This window comes from Halobaculum limi (assembly GCF_029490015.1).
In the GTDB taxonomy this organism is placed as follows: domain Archaea; phylum Halobacteriota; class Halobacteria; order Halobacteriales; family Haloferacaceae; genus Halobaculum; species Halobaculum limi.
In genome coordinates this window covers 926,286-944,301 of record NZ_CP120468.1, presented here as the reverse complement: position 1 = coordinate 944,301, position 18,016 = coordinate 926,286, and the positions used below count along the sequence as shown (strand labels likewise).

Below are 18,016 nucleotides of genomic sequence, written 5' to 3'. Positions count from 1 at the left end.
ACTCGGTCGAGGCGCCGACGCACCCCGCTGGAGACGGCGGTGCTTGCCGGAGGCCACGACCACAGGTACTCGCAGGCGAACGCCGAGACGATGACTGAGTCGCCGTTGGCTGCCGCTCGTCGTGCCCCGCGCGAGACGTGGGTCGTGGTCGGTGCGGTCGCCGCCTCGCAGTACCTCAACCACGCGTATCTCGTCTTGTTCCCGCCGATTCTCGCGGTTCTGTCGGGCGAGTTCGCGGTCGGCCTCGCGGCACTCGGCGTCGCCCTCGGCGTGCAGGGCGCGACGAACACGGCGTTTCAACTCCCCTTTGGCTACCTCGCGGATCGGTACGACCGCACGCTCGCGCTCGGCCTCTCGTCGGTGCTGGGCGCGGTCGGCGTCGTGCTGGCCGCACTCGCGCCCTCCTACGAGTGGCTCCTCGCCGCGCAGGCAGTCATCGGCGTCGGCGTCGCCGGCCACCACCCCGCTCACTACCCGCTCATCTCCGACGCGACGCCCGACGACCTGATGGGCCGGGCGTACAGCGTCTACGGCTTCGGCGGGTCGCTCGGCTTCGCCACCCCGCCCGTGTTGCTCGCGAGCGTCGTCGCCGCGGGCTACTCGTGGCGACTCGGCGTCGGCGCAATCGGCGTCGTCGGCCTCCTGTTCGGCCTCCTCGTCACCCTGCTGTTCGCCGTCGGCGTCGACGACGGCGTCACCAGACCGAACCGCGACCTGGGGGCGGGCGAGGGCGCCGACCGACCGGTAGTCGCTCGCGTTCGGGCGTACCTCCGCGGCCTGACCGCCTCGCGTGGCGTCCTCGTGTTGGCGCTGTTGGCGCTCGTCACCTCGACCGCAGGGTGGGGGTTCACCAGTTACGTCGTCGTCTTTCTGCAGGACGGCTACGGCCTGTCGCTGTCGCGGGCGAACCTGGCGCTCACTGGGTCGTACCTCGTCGGTGCGGTTGCGGTCTTCGTCGGCGGTGACCTCGCGGACCGCGTGAGTGCCGGCCCCGTGATGCTCGCCAGTTTCGCGGCGCTGTCGGCGCTGGTTGCGGTGTTCGCAGTCGGCGTCGTTGGCCCACTAGTCGCCGTCGGCCTCGTGTTGCTCATCGGTGGAGTCCGGTCGGTCGCGGGGCCGGCGCGCTCGAAACTGACGGACGCACTCGCACCCAGCGGCGCGACGGGGACGAGTTTCGCCGTCACGACCGTCGGCGTGATGCTCGGGAACGCCGTCGCGCCGCCAGCGTTCGGCTACCTCATCGAGACGGCGGGTCGGGAGGCGGCGTTCCTCGGCGTCGCCGCCGTCTCACTCCTCGCGGTGGGCATCACCGTCGGCCTCCTCACCCGCTTCGGCGACGCCTGAGGCGGGCCGGTCGACGCCGTCTTCGGTCGTCGAGCGGGCGGAACTGCGGTCGTCCGCGACCGACGCCGCCCGACGCTCCTGCGCGACGGCGATGCGCTCGTGGGCACGCACGAACCGATAGAGGAGCCACAGCAACAGCGAGAGGAACGCGACGTACACCACCACGAGCAGTTGCTGTACGACCAACACCGCGTAGAGGGCGACGAACACGAACAGGACGACGGCGACGACGCCCGTGTTCGTCCGGAGCGACTCGCGGAGGGACAGCGGGGACTCTGCGGACATACGTCTCGTTCACGAGCGGGGTCGTGGAAAAAGGTGTGAGTCTGTGTGGTCGTAGACCGTTCGACTGCGGGTTCGTGGGCGGAGCGGCACCGGACTGCTCAGCCGCCCGTCCGTCGGCTCGCTTCAGTCGTCTGCGGGCGCGACGCCGGAGTCGCCCGAGGAGACGCCCGTACCCGGCCCGATGTCGATGCCGAGTTCGTCGAGTTTCTCGTCGGGGACGACGCCGTCGACCCAGCCGCGCACCTCGTAGTACTCGGCTTTCATCTCGGGGAGTTCACAGTACTCGCCCTCGGAGGCGCCCTGTCCGGGGATTCCGCCCTCGAGGAAGCGCTCAGGGAGCGAGTCGTCGGAGCCATCGAAGCCGTTGAGGTTGTTGTAGTACCGCTCGAGCGTGTACACGCGCTCACCGGCTTCGAGCAGTTCCTCTTCGCTCACGTCGCGGCCAGTCATCCCGTTGTACTGCAGGACGTACTCTTCGATGCCCTCCGCGAACGCGTTGAACTTGCAGATGTCGAACGAGTCCGAGATGGCGTGCATGTCCTGGAAGGTGGCGGTCAGTTCGCCTTTCCCCTCCCACGCGTACGGATCGACCTTCTGCGGGAAGCCGAGAATCTCCGCAGACGGCGTGTACGCGCGCAGGTGGCACGCGCCGCGGTTCGAGGTCGCGTACGCGATGCCCATCCCCTTCATACAGCGCGGGTCGTACGCCGGGATGGTCTGGCCCTTGACGGCCAGCGAGTTGTCGGCGGCGTCGAACCGCTCGATGAGGCCGTTGGCACCCTCTGCGAGTGCGTCCGCGAGTTCGCCGTCGCGGTGGGCCGTCTCCGTGATGAGGTCGATCATCCGCTCGGTGTCGCCCCAGTCGAGTTGCTCGTCGAGGTCGTCGAGTTTGCCCTCCTCGGACATCTCCATCGCCATCGCCATCATGTTGCCCATCTCGATGGTGTCGACACCCATGTCGTTACAGCGGTCGAGCATCACGGCGATCTCGTCACGCTCGGTGTGACCCGAGTTCGGGCCCAGCGCGTACGCCGTCTCGTACTCGTACGACTCGGTGTGGACGTTCAATTCCTCGCCTTTGTGCATCACCGACACCTCGACCTCCTTCTTACAGGCGACCGGGCAGGAGTGGCACGTCGGTTCGTCGACGAGAATGTTCTCGCGGACGTTCTCGCCGGACACGCGTTCGGCGTCGATGTCGACGCCCTCGGCGTCGGCGTAGGCGGCCGTCGACGTGTACTTCCCGTTCTTCGTCGGGAGGCCGTCCATCTCCTCGCCGATGTTCATCAGGACGTTCGTCCCGTACAGCGAGAGGCCACCCTCGTTGGGCGCGGTCACGTCGGACTCCTGGATGACCTGCATCGCCTGCTGGTAGCCCTTCTTGAACACGTCGGGGTTCTTCGGCTTGGGCATCTTCGTGCCCGACTTCACGACGACCGCCTTGAGGTTCTTCGACCCCATCACCGCACCCGTGCCGCCGCGGCCGGACGCACGGTCGTCCTCGTTGACGATGCAGGCGTACTTGACGCCGTTCTCGCCACCGGGGCCGATGGCCATCACCGAGAGGTTCTTGCCGACGCTGCCGTCGACTTCCTCGCCGAGCGTCTCGATGGTGTCGTGGACACCTTTCCCCATCAGGTGGCTCGCGTCGCGCAGTTCCACCTCGCCGTCCTCGACGTAGGCGTACACCGGCGTCTCGCTCGCACCGTCGAAGACGAGGCCGTCGAAGCCGGACCACTTGAGGCGCGCACCGGACCACCCGCCGTGGTGGCTGTCGGTGACGGTGCCCGTGAGCGGGGACTTCGTGACGACCGCGATCCGGCCGCTCATCACGGTCTGGGTGCCCGTGAGCGGGCCGTTCATGAAGCACAGTCGGTTCTCCGGTTCCATCGGCTCCACGTCGGGACCGGCGTCGAAGACGTACTTCACGCCGAGGCCACGAGCGCCGATGTACTTCTTCGCGTCATCGTCGTCGATGCCCGCGTACGATACGTCGCCCGCCGAGAGGTCCACGTGTGCCACGTGGTCCCTGAATCCGCCGAGGTCTGTCATGGTTAATCTACACTAGTTATATCGGACTGGAGTCTGTTAGCCGTTGCCACAAGGACGTAACCGAATGTCGTTTCGCCACACGTCACCGATCCGAAGTTGACCGGGGGTGTTATTCCGACGCAGTCCCGTGATACCGACGATGGGCGACGACAACCGACGGTTAGCACTTTTCGTCGCAGTTACCGTCGTAGTTGTCGCCTCGTCGCTCGCGCCCGCACCGACCGGGCCCGGCGGTGCCCCGACCGGTGACGTCGCCCCCCCGGGTTCGGATCTGGTCGTTCACGCTATCGGTTACGCCGCGGTCGCGTACACGCTGGCGGCGGCGTTACCGGCCCGGTTCCGTCGGACCGACTCTGCCCTTCCGCTCGTCGGCGTCGTCGTCGCGACCGCCGCGCTCGGCGGCGCAGTCGAACTCGCGCAGTCGTTCGTCCCCGGGCGGACACTCTCGACGCTCGACGCCGTCGCCAACGCGGTCGGTGCGACCGTCGGCGTCGTCTGGTGGCGCGTGCGCGAGCGAGACGAGTGAGTCCGCGGCGTGTGAGCGGGTCGCCGCCTCAGCGGCCGGCGGGACCGCCGGCCTCCGCGCGTCCGCGCTCACGGACGGTCGCCGTCACGTCCGCGTTCAGCCGCGACCGCTCGAAGTAGACGTGGTCGAACTCGCTGGATTCGTACTCGGCGTACAGGTCCAGCGGTAGTTCCGCGCCGTCGTCTGCGTCCTCGACCGTCTCTGCGAGGGCCGTGTCGTCGACGCGGACGATTAAGTTCTGCTCGTCGGCGTCGAAGACGGTTTTCTCGGCCGCGACGCGTTCACCATCCGGCGACCGGACGGCGACGGTGTCTGCGCCGACCGACTGCACGTCCGCGGGCGTGTCGAACTGGGCGACCACCTTCCCGTTCCCGTCGACGGTGACGCTCGCGTCGGGGAGGTCCCGGTCGACACGCTGCATCCGCCCTTCGACGGTCGGCGCGACCGTCCCGCGGTCGTCGAGGTACTCGATGACTGCGGTCGCCAGCAGTTCGTCCGTCTCCTCGATCCGCGGTTTGTCCGCGAGTGGGTAGCCGCTCCCGCCCGCGGCGATGAAACTGTTGACAGCGACTTCGTAGGTGGCATCGGAGTCGAGTGGGTCGCCGCCCACGCGGACGTCGCGGATCTGTTCGTCGACGCCCTCGTGTGGCACCCACTCGAAGCGCACGCCGCTGACCTGCTGGGATATCTCCTCGCCGAACGCCTGCCCGGTGTCGCTCTCTAAGGTGATCACCTGACTGGCGAGCGTCTCCACCAGTTCCTCGCCCGTCAGTTCAACCGTGACGAGCGTGTTCGCGAACGGAAGCGTGTTGAACACGTCGCCGCCGGTGATCGGGCCGGGGCCGTACACCGCGTTCGAGCGGATGCCGCCCGCGTTGGTGATGGCCACGTCGGCACCGGTGCGCGCGCGCATCGCGTCGGTGACGAGGTTGCCGTAGTTGCTCTCGCGGTGGTAGTTCGTCGCGAACCGAGCGTCCAGTGGCGTCTCCGTCTCGGCGACCACGGTGTCGAGTTTCGCCTCCGCGCGGTACGCCTCGATGATCTGCGACGCCTCGCTGTCTTTCGGGATATCCTCCGTCACCGGCAGAAGTTCCCCGTCGAAGCCGGTCACAGCGCCGGCGTCGGTGTCGACGTGGAGGTCGAGTTCGCCGAGGTAGTTCGCACGCGCCTCCCCCTCGGTGACGACCGTTCCGCTGGTCTCTGCGGGTGGGTAGACGATCTCGTCGTCGCCCGCGACGACCACGTCGATGTCGTCGTCGGTGTCGGCCTCTGCGAGCGCTTCGGCGTCCGGGACGCCGGTGTGTGCCAGCGCGACGACCACGTCGACGCCCTCCTCCTCGCGCAGGCGCTTCGCCTCGGCGGGCCCCGTCTCGGTGTAGTCCTCGACGGTGACGCCCCGTCCCTCGAAGTCGATGTTCGTCTTGCCGAACGTCGCGCCCTCGTCGATGAGACCGATGAGGCCGATGCGGACGCCGCCGCGGTCGACGATCCGACTCGACTCGGTGCCGTCGAACGCCTCCCCGTTCTCGTCGACGAGATTGGTCGCCAGCCACGGGAACGCCGAGTCGGCCGTCACACCCGAAATCCCGTCGAAGCCGTAGTCGAACTCGTGGTTGCCGATCACGTCGGCGTCGGGAGCGACCCGATTGAGCACGTCGACGGGGCACCGCCACTGGGAGATGGGACCCAACGCGTGCGGACCGACCTGGTCGCCGCCACCCACGACCACGACCGGCCCATCGGCGGCCGCCCGACGCTGTTCGATCAGCGTCACGAGTCGCGAGAAGTTCTCGTCTTCCGCGGCGGCGGTCTGGATGTCGTTGTACGACAACAGCGTCAGAGTCGTGTCGCCAGATGTCGACCCCTCGGCTGCCGCCGCCGACCCCGACGCCACCGCACCCCCCAACACGAGGCCACCCATTCGCAGTACGTCGCGCCTGCCGAAGCCACGTTGCTCTGGCATCGTTCAATTCGTATACTTGATGGTTAGAAAAACTATCTATATACTGGAATTTACACACGGGATTCTCTCCCTGGTGCTCACGAGACCGGTCAGAAGGCGGGCCGTTCCGAGCGGATCGGTCGAGCGAAGCGGTTTTCCGCGGGTGCCGCCCACTCCCGACAATGAGTCAGCCGAGTCCCGAGACCTACGAGCGGGACCGCGGGATGGACGCGCACAACGCGGTGATGCGCGACATCCGGGCGGAACGCGACGAGACGTACGACCCCCACGAGCCGACGCGGGTGTGGCTCGACGAGGACAACACGCCCGATGGCGTCAAGACGAGCCTCACGATCATCCTCAACACCGGCGGTTGTCGCTGGGCCCGTGCCGGTGGCTGTACGATGTGCGGCTACGTCGCCGAGTCCGTCGAGGGCGGCAGCGTCTCCCACGACGCCCTGATGGACCAGATCCAAGTGTGTCTCGACCACGAGGAAGCGAACGCCGACGCGCCCGCCGAGCAGATCAAGATCTACACCTCCGGGTCGTTCCTCGACGAGCGTGAGGTGCCCGCCGAGAGCCGACAGGCCATCGCGGAGACGTTCGGCGACCGCGAGCGCATCGTCGTCGAGTCGCTCCCCGACTTCGTCTCGGCGAAGAAACTCGGCGAGTTCACCGAACAGGGACTGGAGACGGACGTCGCCATCGGCCTCGAAACCGCGACCGACCGCGTCCGCCACGACTGCGTGAACAAGTACTTCGAGTTCGCCGACTTCGAGGACGCCTGCGCCGAGGCCGCCGCCGCCGACGCGGGTGTGAAGGCGTACCTCCTGATGAAGCCGCCGTTCCTCGCGGAGTCGGAGGCCCTCGACGACATGGTGTCGTCGGTCGAGCGCTGTGCGTCGGTCGACAACTGCCACACCGTCTCGATGAACCCCTGTAACGTCCAGCGGTACACGATGGTCGACGAACTGCACTTCCGTGGGGGCTACCGTCCGCCGTGGCTGTGGTCGGTCGCGGCGGTGCTGGAACGCACGGCCGACGCCGACGCCATCGTCGTCTCCGACCCCGTCGGCGCGGGCAGCGACCGCGGCGCGCACAACTGCGGCGAGTGTGACGACCGCGTGCAGACCGCGATCAAAGACTTCGACCTCCGGCAGGACCCCTCGGTGTTCGAGCAGGTGTCGTGCGAGTGTGAGCGTACGTGGGAACTCGTGTTGAAGGAGGAGACGGCGTTCAACCAACCGCTCGCACGATAACTCGGAAATCGCGAACGGGCCGGTAGTCGTGGTCGAGTTGCGTGTTCCACACCTAGTTACGAGTCTGTGGAGCCGATCCCGCTCAGGTCGACGCCGTCGCAGGGCGCGTCGGTGTCGGCGCTCACGGACTCTGCGACGGTAACGTCGCGACGGTCGAGTTCCGCGTCCGTGAGCACGAACGGGTCGCCGGTCACGCTGATCCGGGAGTCGACGAACTCGCCGGAGATCGAGCTGGCGTCGACGCCGTCGCGGTCCGGTCCGGGTTGGTGGATGCAGATCTCGCGGAAGGCGACGCCCGAGCGGTCTGCGGCCTCGATGGCTGCACCACCGCTGGCGTTTCCGGTGATGTCGATCGAATCGCAGACGAACGGCCCCTCCTGCGTGGCCTCGTCTGCGGCCTGCTTCATCCGAATCGCGTTGACCCCGTCGGCGTCGACGCGGAGCAGGCAGTTTCGGACGGTGCCGCCGCCCAGTTCCGAGGCGAACGTGATCGCGCCGTCGCTGGAGGTGACCTCCAGCATCTCGACGAGACAGTCCTCGACGAGCACCGAGTTTCCGGCGCGAAGGCGGATACCGCGCATGTTCTCGCCCGCCCCCTCGGCGTCGTCACACCGAACGTGGACCCCGCGCACGACGGCGTCGTCGTTCACCTCGACGCGCACGCCCGCGACGCCGTTGTTCAGGTAGCGACCGCCGAGGACGCTGACGCTTCCCTCCGGGGGATTCGCGTACAGGCCGTTGTCGGGGAACCCCGCGATCCGACAGTCGACGAACGAGACGTCGCCCCGGTTGGCGTCGCCGACCTCACACCCGGTGACGCCGGTGCCCGCCGGCGCGCCGTCCGGGAGGTGGAGGCGACGAACCATCCCCGACCCCGCCGCGCTAGTCACGTCGACGCGGACGAGGTCTTGGTCGACGTCGGCTTCGCCCTCGACGGTGACATCCTCGATGAACACCGTGTCATTCGCGCGAGCGAGAATGGGTCGCCCGCCCGTGTCGTCGGCGGAGAAGTCGAAGGTGACGCCCGCACAGAACGCCGCGTCGACCGGCGTATCCCACCCGAAGCCGAACAGTACGTCGTCGTTGCCCTCGGGGGGGACCACCGTCGCGTCGTCGCCGGCGAGGCCGATCCGCCGCTCACCGTTGACAGAGATCGATTCCGCGAGGCGATACGTTCCGGAGGGCAGGTACACCAGCGTGTCGTCGCCGACGTGGTCTTCGAACACGTCGTCGATCGGTGTCTCGCCACTCGGGTCTGCACCCGCCGCCGCGAGGTCAACCGCCTCGTCGAGCCCCCACGCCGACGCCAGGCGCTGGAGCCTCGGCTGAGTGGTCGCCTCGGCGGTTGGCGTCGACGACGACGTCGGTGACGGAGAAGACGGCGTGTCAGAAGGCGTGTCCTCCTCCGAGAACGCACCGCACCCCGCGAGTCCGACCCCGGCGGAGAGCGCCGCAAGTTGCTGGAGGTATCGCCTGCGATTCTGGTTCACGGTCCACGTGCCGGCGTGCGGACCGATTGTTAGTGGGGATACTAGGACACGTTAGGTGTGGCTGAAACGCCGCGTACGGACGGCATTTTGCGGATCGCTCGTTCAGGCGAACGCTCGCAACACGCCCTGTCCGTCCGTGCCGCCCACGTCGGGCAGCGTCGCTCGCTCGGGATGGGGCATCATCACGGCCACGGAGTCGCGCGCGCCGAGGATGCCCGCGACGTTCGCGGTCGACCCGTTCGGGTTCGCCGCGTCGGTGACGGCCCCGTCGGCGTCACAGTACCGAAACAGCACGCGATCCTCGGATTCGAGCGTCTCCCGTCGGTCCTCGCGAATCTCGAAGCGGCCCTCGCCGTGAGCGATGGGCACCTCGATCACCTCGCCCTCGTCGTAGGCGGCGGTCCACGGCGTGTCCGCGCGTTCGACGCGGAGGTGGACGTGTTCACACTGGAAGCGTGCCGAGCGGTTGGTGGTGAACGCACCCTCGGTCAGCCCCGACTCACAGCCGATCTGTGCGCCGTTGCAGACGCCGAGGACTGGGACACCCGCCTCGGCCGCCTCCCGAACGTCGGCCATAATCGGGGTACGGGCGGCCATCGCGCCCGCTCGGAGGTAGTCGCCGTACGAGAAGCCACCGGGGACGACGACGCCCTCCGTGTCGGCGGGCAGGCCGTCCTCGTGCCAGACGCGTTCGGCGTCGACGCCGAGGTGTGCCAGCGCTTGGACGGCGTCGCGGTCACAGTTAGACCCACCAAACTGGATCACCGAGACGGTCATTCCCGTTCCTCGACCTCCACGTCGTAGTCGTGGATGGTCGGATTCGCGAGGAGGCGTTCGGCCATCTCGTCGGCGCGGTCGCGCGCCTCGTCGGCGTCGGCGGCGTCCAAGTCGATTTCGAAGCGGTCGGCCGAACGCAGGCCCTCCAACTCGAAGCCGAGTCGTTCGAGCGCCTGCGCGGTCGTCTCGGCCTCGGGGTCGAGGACGCCGCGCTTCAGGCGAACCGTCACCGTAGCGGTGTAGCCGGTCATCGTTCGACCCTGCGAGTTCATGACCAAAATCCGTTTCGGGACGCGTTCGATATTCACGTTCGTGGATGGCAACGGTCGGAGGGAGCGACACCGGTTTACTCGCGGACGAAGAATCGGTCGCTATGACACAGGCCGACCGCCCGAATTCGAGACGTTGGGACACCGAGATCGTCGTCGTCGGGGACGACGCGACGGGACTGGTCGCCCGCGTCACCTCGCTGCTGTTCGAACGTGGCTGTAACATCGAAGACCTCGACCAGGACGTGCGCGACGGCGTGTTCCGGATGCGTCTGCACGCCGACACCGACGGGATGGTGTGCAAGCCGGAGACGCTCGAGGAGGATCTGTCCGCCCTCGGCGACGAACTCGGCGTCGATATCCGCGTGCGCCTGGCCGACGCGGCCGCCGCCCGTCGCACGGCGCTGCTCGTCACCAAAGAAGAGCACGCCCCGCGTGCGATCCTCGAAGCGTGTCGCGACGGGACGCTCGACGCGACCGTCCCCGTGATGATCGGGAACCACGACACGCTCGAACCGCTGGCCGAAGAGTACGACGTGCCGTTCGTCGACGTGGGCGACGAGAAGGGCTCACACGACGAGCGTGAACTGCTGCGCATCCTCGACGAGTACGACGTGGACTGTCTCGTCCTCGCGCGCTTCATGCGCATCCTCTCGCCGGAGGTCGTCTTCCGGTACGAGGGGCGCATCATCAACGTCCACCCGTCGCTGCTGCCTGCGTACCCCGGCGCGGAGGCGTACCGCCAAGCCGTCGAGGGCGGCGCGCGCGTCCACGGTGCGACCGCACACTACGTGACGACCGACCTCGACCAGGGGCCGATCATCGCACAGCGTGCGTTCCGCGTCGACCCCGACGACGACCCCGCGGACCTGAAAGACCGAGGGCAACCGCTCGAAGCCGAGGCGCTCGTCGCCGGCGTCCAGGCGCACCTCGACGACGCGATCATCGTCCGACGAGGGCGCACGCACTTCCGCGAGGGCGTCGACCCCGACGCCTACGACCTCGGCGGCGTCGCGCGACCGGCCGAGTAGCCACGGTCACGGACGCTGGCGGGCGAGTAGCTTCTTCACGGTCGCTCCCGAACATATTAGACAGAGATGCACACCCGCGGACGCGGCGGCAGTCCTGGCCTCGACGGCCGAGTCGCTGCGCTCGTGATGCTACTCGCCGCCGTCTTCTTGAGCGTCCTCCTCTACTACACTGAGGCCGTCCTCCGGTCGCTCCCGAATCCGATCCCAGTGGGGTGACTCGGGCGCAGTCGCGGCTATCGGTCGCTTACAGGTCGCGGACGGCGTCGACCGCGGCGTCGACAGCGGGAGCGTCGAACCATTCGCGGCCGGTGTAGGCGTTCGCGCCCGCCGCGTACATGTCCGCGACGCGGTCGACCACGTCCGGGTCGAGTGCCGGTGGCTCCACCTCGCACAACGGCCGCCAGTCGGCGACACCCTCTCGGTCGGCGCGATTTTTCGCCTCGCCGACGGCCTCGACCCACTCGGGGGCGACCCGCTTGTAGTGCTGGCGCACCACCTCCTTCGACACCTCCTGCCCGTCGTACGCGAAGCGGTTCTCGTCGAACGTCCCGACCACGTCGGCGACGCGCACCTCGCCGTCGGCGTACACGCACTCGATCTTCCCATCCTCGTGGACGAACCCGGCCTCGGTGGCGCGGTCTGTGATCAGGTCGTTCACTTCGCGAGCCACTTGTTCCAACTCCGACAGCGGCGCGGCACCAGCGATGGTCTCGGCCTCGTCGGCGTCGAGGTAGCGGTCCTGCTCTTCGTACTTCGTCGAGAACTCGACTACCGGATCGGGCAACTCGACGACTTCTGCGGGCCACTCGTCGCGGTCGACGCCTACCTCGCGGGGGTCGACACGCGAACGAAGGCTGGAGCCGACGGGGACGGTGTTGCGGAAGACGATTTCGAGTGGGACGACGTAGCCCGCGGCGTCGTCCGCCTCGGCGTGGAACGCGTCGTAGTCGTACGCGCCGTCGGTGAAGGGGAGGTCGGGCACGGTCGCCAACTCGATGGCGAGTTCGCGCGGTGGCGCGTCCGCCTCGGAGAGCGGAACTGCGTCCGGGCCGACCCCGCGGTAGTGGGTGGGGACGCCCGCTTCCTCCAGCAACTCGAAGTTGAACGCGCCCATCGTGCACAGCGACGCGCCCTTCCCCGGAATCGGGTCGGGCATCTTCCCCCAGTCGAACACGGAGTAGTCATCGGTGAAGGCGAACCGGCCCGCGCCGAGGTCGTCGCCGGTCGGGTCGCGTTCGACGATGAACTCCTTGACGCTCGTCATAGTCGGACGCGCGGGCGGGGAGGGGAAGAATCCTTCCACTCTCGTGCGTACATCTCACCAGTAGACCCATCGAATAGTCACATATGTGCATACCGCTCGGCGGCGCGAACTGTCCACTCGCGGGCCGCCCACTCCGGAGACCGACCGAGTACGCCCGGCCGAACGGTTTTGCTCCCACGGTCGAGTCGCGGAGACGTGTTCACTGACACGGCGATTCGCGATGCCGTCGCCGACGTCCGCGACGCACCGGTGGTGACCGTCACCCCGGTCGAACCGGGGAACAACCACACGTACCGCGTGGCGTTCGGCGACGGACAGCGCGCGTTCCTGAAAGTCGGGACGCGGTTTTCCGAGGCGTCTGCCGCCGAACCCGCGACTGTGAGGCTCGTCGACCGCGCGACGCCAATCCCGGTACCGAGCGTGTGGAAGACGGGTACCGAACCGCTCGGCTATCCCTTCGCCGTCTACGAGTACGTCGACGGTGCGGCCATCGACTGGGTCGGAGCACTCCCCGAGGCGACGGCAGCGGATCTCTGCCGAGAGGCAGGCGAACACCTCGCCGCCTTGCACGACAGTACGTTCCCCCAGTTCGGGCGTCTCGGCGTCGCACCGGACGCCTCCGCCGACGAAGTAACCGACACGCCCGACTCGGCCGGCCCGAGTCGCCTCGCCGTCGTCGACCCGCGATCGTTCGAGGAGTCACTCGGGCGGTCGCTCGACCGCCAACTGGGGGAGTTGTCCGAGACGCCGTTCGCCGACCGTCGGTCCGCGCTCGCGACGGCGGGCGAACGACTCCTCGACGACATCGACATCGGCGGCGTCGACCCGGCGCTGGTCCACGGCGATTACCGACTCGACAACCTCCGCGTCGACCTCGACGCCGAGCGTGTGACCGCCGCGGTCCTCGACTGGGAACTCCCGACGGCGGCGGACCCGCTGTGGGACGCCGTGATGGCGGAGACGCTGCTCACGACGGGGCACCGCACCGACCCCGCGATGGGTGCGGCGCTGCGCTCGGCGTTTCGCTCGGGCTACGGTGGCTACCCCGACGCGCCGGCCCGACTGCGGCTGTACGAGCTGCTCGGGCGGATCCGACTGGCCCGCCACCTCGATGTCGAGATGGCCAGCGAGTCCGCGTCCGCGCGAGCAGCGCGGGTCGCGGACCACCACGCGGCGTTCGACCGACTGCTCGCTGGCGGATCGGTGCTCCGAGACGAGTGACTCGCCGCAGAAGCGCTCCGATCTGTGTGACTGTGTCGTCGCTCCAGCCGCTCGCGTGAGCGCTACTCCTCGGGGACCACTTTCCCGGGATTCAGGATGTCGTTCGGGTCCAGCGCTTGCTTGATCGCACGCATCGCACCGACGGCGGCCTCGCCGTGCTCTGGTTCGAGGTACTTCCGCTTGCCCGCGCCGATGCCGTGTTCGCCGGTGGCGGTGCCGCCCAACTCCAGCGCCCGGTCGATCAGTTCGCCGTAGGCGGCCTCCGCGCGCGCCACCTCGTCGGTGTCGTCGGGGTCGCGGAGCACGAAGTAGTGGAGGTTGCCGTCGCCAGCGTGGCCGAAGCAGGGGACGAACAGGTCGTACTCGGCGGCGACGTCTTTCACCGCCCGGATCATCTCGGGGTACGAGCCGATTGGGACGGTCACGTCGCCCGGTTGGCCCATCTCCTTGTCGGGGTGGTACGCCTCCGCCGCGTAGGTGATGTCCTTGCGCGCCTGCCACAACTCGTCCATCCGGTCGCCGCTGGCCATCTCGAACGACTCGACGTCGTGCGCCTCGAACACCGACCGGCAGAAGGCAATCTCCTCGTCGATAGCGTGGTTGGCGTGGAACTCCACGAACACCATCGGCTGTTCGGGCAAGGCGGCGTCGCTGTAGGCGTTCGCCAGCATCGCCGTCTCGGCGTCGAACAGTTCGATCTTCGCCACGTCGACGCCGGCGGTCACGGCGTCGGAGATGGCCGCCGTCGCGTCGTCGAGTGTGGGGAACGTCGCCCGCCCACCCTTGATCTGTTCGGGCCGGCCCGCGAGTTCCAGCGTCGCTCGCGTGACGATAGCGAGGGTACCCTCGCTGCCGACGATCAACTCCTTCAGGTTGTACCCCGAGGAGGTCTTGGCGGCCTTCGACCCGACCGTCGTCACCGACCCATCCGCGAGGACGACCTCCAGTTCACGCACCCAGTCGGCCACCTCGCCGTATTTCACCGTGCGCATCCCCGAGGCGTCGGTCGCGATCATCCCGCCGATGGTCGAGATGTCGCCCGAGGAGGGGAGCGGCGGGAAGAACAGGCCGTGACGGGCGACCGCCTCGTCGACGTCCGCGCCGATGGCACCGGGACCGACGTCGACCTGCAGGTCGGTAGGGCGGATCTCACCGATCGCGTCCATCCGGGTCATATCGAGGCTGATCCCCGCGTGGAGGGGTGCGGCGTTCGACTCCAACCCCGTCGCGGCGGCGTAGGCGGTGACGGGCACCCCGCGGTCGTTCGCGGCGGCGACGACGGCCGACACGTCGGCGGTCGACTCCGGGTAGACGACCGCATCGGGCGTGACGGCGTCGGCCTCGTCGGTTCCCCAGTCGGTCGCGTGTTCCGCGCGGTCGCCGGGATCGAGGCTCACCTCGCCGTCGAGGGCGAGGTCAGCGAGGAAGCCGACGTCGTACGGCGGTGGGTCGGCGTCACCGCCGTCGCCACCGGCGTCGGCGTCGACCTCGGGAGTCGTGTCAGTCATTGGCTCACTCGCAGGTCGGGACGACAATCAACGCTCCGGTGGCGGCGGGACGGAGCGACATCCCGGTCGTCTCGGTGGCCGCTATCGCCCCGCTTTTCACCCCGCACCGACACGTTCCACCGATGAGTCGACCGTCCGCGGCGGAGTTGGACCCCGACGACCTCGGGTTCGAGCACGTCCCCGAGACTGACCAGTCGTTCGAGAACGCCCTCGCGAAGGCACGCGACGGCATCCGCCTGACGGTCGACGACGCGGTCGAACTGTTCACCACCGGCAGCGACACGCCCGGCATCGACCGCGAGCGCAAAGAGCAGGTGCTTGAGGCGGCCGACCGCCGTCGCGCCGAGATGGTCGGTGACGAGGTGACGTTCGTCGCCAACCTCAACAACAACGTCACGACCGCCTGCAACACTGGCTGTCTGTTCTGCAACTTCAAAGACACCGCCCACCAGTTCGAGGCTGACCACGACGCCGACCACGCGGGGTTCACGAAGACACCCGCCGAGTCGCGCGAGATCGTCCGTGCGGCCGTCGAACGCGGCGTCTACGAGGTGTGTTCGGTGTCGGGACTCCACCCCGCGTTCGCGCTAAACGAGGAGCACCACGAGATACTCCGCGGCGTCGACGACGCCGCCCGCGCGGTCAACTACAAGCCGCCCGAACGGTACGCGACCGACCCCGGAACGTACGTCGAGCAGATGGAGGCGATGAGCGTCGACGGCGTCCACCTCCACTCGATGACGCCCGAGGAGGCGTACCACGCCCGCCGCGGCACCGACTGGGCGTACGAGCGAATCTACTCGGAACTCGCGGACGCGGGTCTCGACTCCGCGCCCGGCACCGCCGCGGAGATACTCGTCGACGAGGTTCGCGACGTGATCTGCCCCGGCAAGATCGATACGCAGGGGTGGATCGACGCGATGGAGGGCGCGATGGCCGCCGGCCTCGACACCACGGCGACGATCATGTACGGCCACGTCGACAACGAGATGCACCGCGCGATGCACCTGAAGCGGGTGCGCGACCTCCAAGACCGCACCGGCGGCATCACAGAGTTCGTCCCGCTCAGTTTCGTCCACGAACGCACGCCGCTGTACGAACACGGCGTCGTCTCCGGCGGCGCGAGCGACGCCGAGGACGAACTGATGATCGCCGTCTCGCGCCTGTTCCTCGACAACGTCGAGAACATCCAGACCTCGTGGGTGAAGTACGGCGACGCGAAGGCGCTGAAGACGCTGTCGTGTGGCGCGAACGACTTTATGGGCACCATCCTCTCGGAGGAGATAACCAAGCGTGCAGGCGGGTCGTTCGGCGAGTTCCGCAGTTTCGACGACTACGTGGAGTTGATCACGTCAGTCGGGCGGATTCCGGTCGAACGCTCGACTGACTACCGACAACGCCGTCGGATCGACCCCGACGAGGGCACGCCGTTCGGCCCGACGCTCGGCCCGAACGCCGACGGGACGCCGCTGCTCAGCGGCCGCGAACGCGCAGAGCGTGCGGGCGACGCGGCGACCGCTGACGACTGAAGCGAGACCGAGCGGAGCGAGGTCTCAGAACAGCGACGGAGCGGCACAGGACCGTTCCGCGCACGAACCACCGCGTCGCTATCGCCGTCGCTGTCGCGGTGAGTGTCGGCGAGAACGGCGACAGCGATCCGTCCCGTTAGTCCTTCCCGAATCGGATCCCGTCGTCGACCAGTCGGTAGTTCCGCTCGCGGTCGATGCGCTCTGCCAGCCAGTCGACCTCGTACACCTGCCCGGCCAGTTCGATGTAGAGGTCGCGCCACGCGATGGCGTAGATGGGTGACTGTCCCCACGCGCGCAGTTCGGGGACGAACTCGTCGTACGTCTCCGCGCGCTCTTCGGCGTACTCGAGGAAGTCGACGGCGACGCTCGCGGCCTCCGACTCGTCGCTGGCGGCGGCGAAGCCCTCTTCCAGCGCCTGCCGATAACCGGCGACCGCACGCCGGATGTCCTGTTCGGCGGCACCCTCGTCGTCGGGGAGCGATTCGAGTACGCCGCGCGGGATTCCTAAGTCGAGGTCGACGTCCATAGCTTCGGGTTCGGCGGGCGCGGGTAAAGGCTTCCGTCGAGCGACACGCTCGCCGCTACGCCGCACCGTCGTCGTCCCGGTCGCCACCGTCGCCCCCGTCGAGGAATCGGCCGAGCGCCGCCGCGCAGTCTGTACACAACAGCACCCGAAGGTCGCCCGCCGGCGTGATGCCGTCGACGGCGGCGTACTCGTCGCCGGGGCGGATGCTCGTGCCGCAGCGGTCGCAGTCGTGTGAGCGTCGGAGCATCTCGAAGTGCGCCGATACCACACGGCGCGTCCGTGTGACGAGTCCCCGTCTCGGGTGATAAATCTCCGCGTCGTCGGGGGAGTTATCGGTGACCGCGACGCAGCGCCGCACGTGACACGGTACGCCGCTATCGTCGCCGGCGGGCGGTCGACCCGCTTCGGTGACCGCGACAAGGCCGTCGCCGACCTCGCCAGCGTCCCGATGATCCGTCGGGTCGCAGACCGCCTCGCCGACGCGACCGACCGCCTCGTCGTCAACTGCCGGCCCGACCAGCGTGCGGCCATCGAGGCGGCACTCGACGACTACCCCAACCCCGTTCGCTACGCAGAGGACCCCGCGCCCGACGAGGGGCCGATGGCTGGCATCCGCACCGCCCTCCGCGGCGTCGAGGCGTGGGGCGGCCCCGCTGCCGCCGCGTTCGTCGTCGCCTGCGACATGCCGTTCGTCGATCCGGCGGTCGTGGACGCCCTCTTCGACCGCCTCCGCGACCACGACGCGGTCGTCCCCCGCGTCGACGGCGAGTGGTTCCAGACGACCCACGCCGTCTACCGCGCCGGGCCGATGGCCGACGCCTGCGACGACGCCCTCGACCGCGGCGAGGGGAAGATCATCGCGCCGCTGTTCGAACTCGACTACGTGGAGGTGGACGCCGCCGACCTGACCGACGCCGGCGGCGACGCGCAGACATTCGAGAACCTCAACACGCGCGAGGAGTTCGCGGCCGCCGCCGAGTCGTTCGAGTGAGC

General features: G+C 68.4%; 18 protein-coding genes. 8 read left to right on the top strand and 10 right to left on the bottom strand.

What is annotated here, in order from left to right; translation table 11 throughout:
- Positions 1-39: 39 nt before the first annotated feature.
- A complete protein-coding gene (locus tag P0D77_RS04695) occupies positions 40-1,344 on the top strand; it encodes an MFS transporter (protein ID WP_277555055.1) in 1,305 nt (434 codons plus the stop codon).
- On the opposite strand, the gene P0D77_RS04690 is transcribed toward P0D77_RS04695, so the two are convergent.
- Together P0D77_RS04690 and P0D77_RS04685 are read right to left on the bottom strand one after the other, a co-directional pair.
- On the bottom strand, positions 1,288-1,629 hold the full coding sequence (locus P0D77_RS04690) for a DUF8066 domain-containing protein (protein ID WP_277555053.1): 342 nt from the start codon (positions 1,627-1,629) through the stop codon (positions 1,288-1,290). The two genes, P0D77_RS04695 and P0D77_RS04690, sit on opposite strands and share 57 nt — an antisense overlap.
- Positions 1,630-1,752: 123 nt before the next feature.
- Positions 1,753-3,681 (bottom strand): aldehyde ferredoxin oxidoreductase family protein, encoded by a 1,929-nt coding sequence (locus tag P0D77_RS04685; protein ID WP_277555052.1) that lies wholly within the window; start codon positions 3,679-3,681, stop codon positions 1,753-1,755.
- 139 nt (positions 3,682-3,820) lie between these two features.
- On the opposite strand from P0D77_RS04685, the gene P0D77_RS04680 reads away from it, so the two are divergent.
- A complete protein-coding gene (locus tag P0D77_RS04680) occupies positions 3,821-4,207 on the top strand; it encodes a VanZ family protein (protein WP_277555050.1) in 387 nt (128 codons plus the stop codon).
- Positions 4,208-4,235: 28 nt separating this feature from the next.
- Here the strand turns inward: P0D77_RS04680 and P0D77_RS04675 are convergent, their stop codons facing one another.
- Positions 4,236-6,170: a bifunctional metallophosphatase/5'-nucleotidase gene (locus tag P0D77_RS04675; protein ID WP_277555049.1), complete on the bottom strand. Its 1,935-nt coding sequence runs from the start codon at positions 6,168-6,170 to the stop codon at positions 4,236-4,238.
- Positions 6,171-6,331: 161 nt separating this feature from the next.
- On the opposite strand from P0D77_RS04675, the gene P0D77_RS04670 reads away from it, so the two are divergent.
- Positions 6,332-7,408: an archaeosine biosynthesis radical SAM protein RaSEA gene (locus P0D77_RS04670; RefSeq protein ID WP_277555048.1), complete on the top strand. Its 1,077-nt coding sequence runs from the start codon at positions 6,332-6,334 to the stop codon at positions 7,406-7,408.
- Between the two features lie 56 nt (positions 7,409-7,464).
- On the opposite strand, the gene P0D77_RS04665 is transcribed toward P0D77_RS04670, so the two are convergent.
- The 3 genes from P0D77_RS04665 to purS form a co-directional block, all read right to left on the bottom strand.
- Positions 7,465-8,898: a hypothetical protein gene (locus tag P0D77_RS04665; protein ID WP_277555047.1), complete on the bottom strand. Its 1,434-nt coding sequence runs from the start codon at positions 8,896-8,898 to the stop codon at positions 7,465-7,467.
- Positions 8,899-9,000: 102 nt separating this feature from the next.
- A complete protein-coding gene (purQ, locus tag P0D77_RS04660) occupies positions 9,001-9,675 on the bottom strand; it encodes a phosphoribosylformylglycinamidine synthase I (protein WP_277555045.1) in 675 nt (224 codons plus the stop codon).
- Positions 9,672-9,926, bottom strand: a complete 255-nt coding sequence (gene purS, locus P0D77_RS04655; RefSeq protein WP_277555044.1) for a phosphoribosylformylglycinamidine synthase subunit PurS — start codon at positions 9,924-9,926, stop codon at positions 9,672-9,674. Before purS ends, purQ begins: the two co-directional genes overlap by 4 nt.
- 122 nt (positions 9,927-10,048) lie before the next feature.
- Here purS and P0D77_RS04650 point away from each other — a divergent pair, with 122 nt between their 5' ends.
- Positions 10,049-10,975, top strand: a complete 927-nt coding sequence (locus P0D77_RS04650; protein WP_277555043.1) for a formyltetrahydrofolate deformylase — start codon at positions 10,049-10,051, stop codon at positions 10,973-10,975.
- A gap of 66 nt (positions 10,976-11,041) precedes the next feature.
- Complete coding sequence (locus P0D77_RS04645) at positions 11,042-11,191, top strand: hypothetical protein (protein ID WP_277555042.1); 150 nt, start codon at positions 11,042-11,044, stop codon at positions 11,189-11,191.
- Positions 11,192-11,219: 28 nt separating this feature from the next.
- On the opposite strand, the gene P0D77_RS04640 is transcribed toward P0D77_RS04645, so the two are convergent.
- On the bottom strand, positions 11,220-12,239 hold the full coding sequence (locus P0D77_RS04640) for a phosphoribosylaminoimidazolesuccinocarboxamide synthase (protein ID WP_277555041.1): 1,020 nt from the start codon (positions 12,237-12,239) through the stop codon (positions 11,220-11,222).
- Between the two features lie 195 nt (positions 12,240-12,434).
- On the opposite strand from P0D77_RS04640, the gene P0D77_RS04635 reads away from it, so the two are divergent.
- On the top strand, positions 12,435-13,460 hold the full coding sequence (locus P0D77_RS04635; RefSeq protein WP_277555040.1) for a phosphotransferase family protein: 1,026 nt from the start codon (positions 12,435-12,437) through the stop codon (positions 13,458-13,460).
- Between the two features lie 62 nt (positions 13,461-13,522).
- Here the strand turns inward: P0D77_RS04635 and P0D77_RS04630 are convergent, their stop codons facing one another.
- Positions 13,523-14,968: an FAD-binding oxidoreductase gene (locus P0D77_RS04630; protein WP_277555039.1), complete on the bottom strand. Its 1,446-nt coding sequence runs from the start codon at positions 14,966-14,968 to the stop codon at positions 13,523-13,525.
- A gap of 122 nt (positions 14,969-15,090) precedes the next feature.
- On the opposite strand from P0D77_RS04630, the gene cofH reads away from it, so the two are divergent.
- Entirely contained in the window at positions 15,091-16,497 is a 1,407-nt protein-coding gene (gene cofH / locus P0D77_RS04625) for a 7,8-didemethyl-8-hydroxy-5-deazariboflavin synthase subunit CofH (protein ID WP_277555038.1), read from the top strand.
- Positions 16,498-16,633: 136 nt separating this feature from the next.
- Here the strand turns inward: cofH and P0D77_RS04620 are convergent, their stop codons facing one another.
- Together P0D77_RS04620 and P0D77_RS04615 are read right to left on the bottom strand one after the other, a co-directional pair.
- A complete protein-coding gene (locus P0D77_RS04620) occupies positions 16,634-17,023 on the bottom strand; it encodes a DUF7971 family protein (protein WP_277555037.1) in 390 nt (129 codons plus the stop codon).
- Positions 17,024-17,078: 55 nt separating this feature from the next.
- Entirely contained in the window at positions 17,079-17,291 is a 213-nt protein-coding gene (locus P0D77_RS04615; protein WP_277555036.1) for a hypothetical protein, read from the bottom strand.
- Between the two features lie 90 nt (positions 17,292-17,381).
- On the opposite strand from P0D77_RS04615, the gene mobA reads away from it, so the two are divergent.
- Entirely contained in the window at positions 17,382-18,014 is a 633-nt protein-coding gene (gene mobA / locus P0D77_RS04610; RefSeq protein ID WP_277555034.1) for a molybdenum cofactor guanylyltransferase, read from the top strand.
- Positions 18,015-18,016: the final 2 nt, after the last annotated feature.